This is a genomic window from Rhodoferax sp. UBA5149 (genome assembly GCF_002413825.1).
Taxonomy (GTDB): Bacteria; Pseudomonadota; Gammaproteobacteria; order Burkholderiales; family Burkholderiaceae_C; genus Rhodoferax.
This window is the reverse complement of record NZ_DHXT01000129.1, coordinates 2,223-5,240: the sequence shown is the minus strand read 5'-3', so window position 1 is coordinate 5,240 and position 3,018 is coordinate 2,223. Positions and strand designations below refer to the sequence as shown.

Here is a 3,018-nt window from a genome sequence, read left to right as displayed (position 1 = left end):
TTCGCTATCCTGCTGTTTCAGGACGTGGCGGCCATCCCGATCCTGGCCTTGCTGCCGCTGCTGGCCCTGGATTCAGGATCAAATGAGGCTCTAGCCCCCGTAAATCATGCCTTTGATGCTCTCAAAATAATAGCAGTTGTGGCCGCCATCATTGTCGGCGGCCGACTGCTGATGCACCCGCTGTTTCGCTGGATTGCGCGCTCCAAGACGCCCGAGATCTTCACCGCCGCCTCACTCTTGCTGGTCGTGGGCATTGCCGGTTTGATGCAGCGGGTGGGCCTGTCGATGGCGCTGGGTGCGTTTCTGGCCGGCGTGCTGCTGGCCGAGAGCGAGTACCGGCGCGAGCTGGAAACCGATATCGAACCGTTCAAGGGCTTGTTGCTGGGCCTGTTTTTCATCGCCGTCGGCATGAGCATCGACTTTGGCGTGCTGCGCCAGTCGCCGGGCCTGATGGGCTTGATCGTCATCGGTTTTCTGGGCGTCAAGGGGGCCGTGATCTATGCGGTGGCGCGGCTCATGAAGCTGCCGTTTCAGGAGCGGCCGGTGTTCACGCTGCTGCTGGCGCAAGGGGGAGAGTTCGCCTTCGTGGTGTTTCAGGCCGCCGCCGGCGCCCACATTTTCCCGGCGCAAACGGCCTCGCTGCTGATCGGCGCGGTGGCGGTTTCGATGCTGGTGAGCCCGCTGTTGTTGGTGGCCATCGACCGGCTGCTGCTGCCGCGCTATGCCCACCTGGGCAAGGTCAACATGGAGGAGATTTCCGTGCTACAGGAAGCACCGGTGGTGATTGCCGGGTTTGGCCGCTATGGACAAATCGTGGCCCGCATGATGCTGGCCGAAGGCATCCCTTGCACCGTGCTGGACCACGACGCCGAGATGATCGAAGTGGCGCGCAATTTCGGCTACCGGGTGTTTTACGGCGATGCGTCACGGCTGGATTTGCTGCGCACCGCCGGTGCGGCCAACGCCAAGATTCTGGTGGTGGCGGTGGACGATATGGCGCAGTCGCTGGAGATCGTCGATCTGGCGCGCGAACACTTCTCGCACCTGGCGATCGTGGCGCGAGCGCATGGCGTGACCCACTGGAACCAGCTGCGCGACCGCGGTGTGCTGCGGGTCGAGCGCGAGATGTTCGAGTCCAGCCTGCGCAGTGCGCGCAGCGTGCTGGAGCTGCTGGGCCACGGCGCCCACGAGGCGCGCCAGACCGCCCAGCGTTTTCGCCAGCACAACCTGGCACTGTTTGAAAAAATGTACCCCCATTCCCAGGACCACGCCAAACTGATTGCCGTGGTGAAGCAGGGACGACGCCAACTGGAAGAGCAAATGGCGCAGGAGCGCGAGCAGCGGGCCCAGCAGCGGCCGCAGGGCTGGGACCAATGAGCCGGGACAGAAGCGGCGAACCCGGCTGGACGGCGCTGCTCACCCACATCCCGGACCGGGTGGACGCGCTGCGCTTCTGGCTGCGTGTGGCCATCCTGGCGGGCTTGGCCATCTGGGGCTGGCAGCTGATCGGGATGAATTACCGCACCGGCGAACTGGGCGAGTCCTTCATCCATCGGCCGATTCTGGTGTTTCACGAGGCAGGACACGTCATCTTCATGCCGCTGGGTCACTGGGTGATGGTGCTGGGCGGCACGCTCGGTCAGCTGGTCATGCCCGCCATCCTGGCCGGAGCGCTGCTGATCAAGAACCGCGACCCCTTTGGCGCGGCCGTGGGCCTGTGGTTTTTCGGCGTGTCACTGCTCGACATCGCGCCCTACATGTATGACGCGCTGCAGCCGCAGCTGATGCTGCTGTCGGGCCAGGTTGGCGAGGCTGGCGGGCACGACTGGATTTATCTCTTCTCCAGCCTGGGCCTGCTGCCCAAGGCGCAACTGATCGGCGGCCTGACGCACAAGCTGGGCGCGCTGGTGCTGCTGCTGGCGCTGGGTTGGGGTGCCTGGCTGCTGTGGCGGCAGTACCTGCGGGTGGTGGATTATGTGAGAGATGAAGCGTGATGTTTATAAATAAATAGCCTCTAGCCCCCGCCATCATTGCGCAAGCGGCTACCAATTCAATAGCAACTAACGCAACGCATCCCACACCAGCTTGGTGCCAGTGAGGAACATGCCGAGGTACAGCAGGCGGTAAAACAGCTGCTGCTTGATACGCCGGGCCAGCTTCACGCCGACCCAGACGCCAATCGGCGCGATCGGCAGCAGCACCAGCGAGGTGGCCATGTTGCGCGTGTCCAGCAAGCCCAGCCAGGCGTAGGGGATCCATTTGGACAGGTTGATGACGAAGAAGAAGAAGGCCATGGTGGCGGTGAACTTCACCGGCGACAGGCGCAAGGGGATCATGTAGGCGTTGATCGGCGGGCCGCCGGCGTGGGCAATGAAACTGGTGAAGCCCGAGGTAGCGGTCAGGAGGGCACCCAGCCATCTGCGCGGCGGCGCGCTGTCCACCTGCGGCGGAAACAGCAGGCGCTGCGCCAGAAACAGCAGCGTGAACACGCCCACCATGCCGGCCACGGTGTGGGAGTCCAGCACCTTGAAGAGCAAGGCGCCGATCACGATGCCGACCAGCCCATACGGAATCAGGAACTTCAGCAGCGTCATGTCGAAGTCCTTGCGAAACGCCGCCATGCCCAGAATGTCCATCAGCAGCAACACCGGCATCAGAATGGCGGCCGCCTGCGGCACGCTGACCGCCAGCGCCATCATGGGCACGGCCAGCGAGCCAAAGCCCGCGCCAAACCCGCTTTTGCTGACGCCCAGCAGCAGCACGGCGGGGATGGTGACGGCGTAGAAGTAGGGATCGGTGATGAGGGGGAACGTCATCGGGTGATTAAACCCGCTCCAGAATGACCGCGATGCCCTGCCCCACGCCAATGCACATGGTGCACAACGCGTAGCGCCCGCCCGTCGCATGCAGCCGGTTGATGGCGGTGGTGGCGAGACGCGCACCGGAGGCGCCCAGCGGATGACCGAGTGCAATCGCGCCGCCCCAGGCGTTGACGCGCGCGTCGTCATCCTGCAGGCC

General features: G+C 64.1%; 3 protein-coding genes and 1 pseudogene. 2 read left to right on the top strand and 2 right to left on the bottom strand.

Going from position 1 to position 3,018, the window contains the following annotated elements; translation table 11 throughout:
• Together B3V69_RS11360 and B3V69_RS11355 are read left to right on the top strand one after the other, a co-directional pair.
• The coding region (locus B3V69_RS11360) for a cation:proton antiporter (protein ID WP_296446604.1) at window positions 1-1,377 on the top strand (1,377 nt) is incomplete at its 5' end.
• A complete protein-coding gene (locus tag B3V69_RS11355) occupies window positions 1,374-1,994 on the top strand; it encodes a hypothetical protein (protein WP_296446602.1) in 621 nt (206 codons plus the stop codon). The genes B3V69_RS11360 and B3V69_RS11355, both read left to right, overlap by 4 nt.
• Window positions 1,995-2,060: 66 nt before the next feature.
• Here the strand turns inward: B3V69_RS11355 and B3V69_RS11350 are convergent, their stop codons facing one another.
• Both B3V69_RS11350 and B3V69_RS11345 read right to left on the bottom strand, forming a co-directional pair.
• Window positions 2,061-2,816 carry a sulfite exporter TauE/SafE family protein gene (locus B3V69_RS11350; RefSeq protein ID WP_296446601.1) on the bottom strand — a complete coding sequence of 252 codons (756 nt, stop codon included), beginning with the start codon at window positions 2,814-2,816 and terminating at the stop codon, window positions 2,061-2,063.
• A gap of 7 nt (window positions 2,817-2,823) precedes the next feature.
• Window positions 2,824-3,018, bottom strand: a pseudogene (locus tag B3V69_RS11345) (3-oxoadipyl-CoA thiolase); the annotation flags it as partial.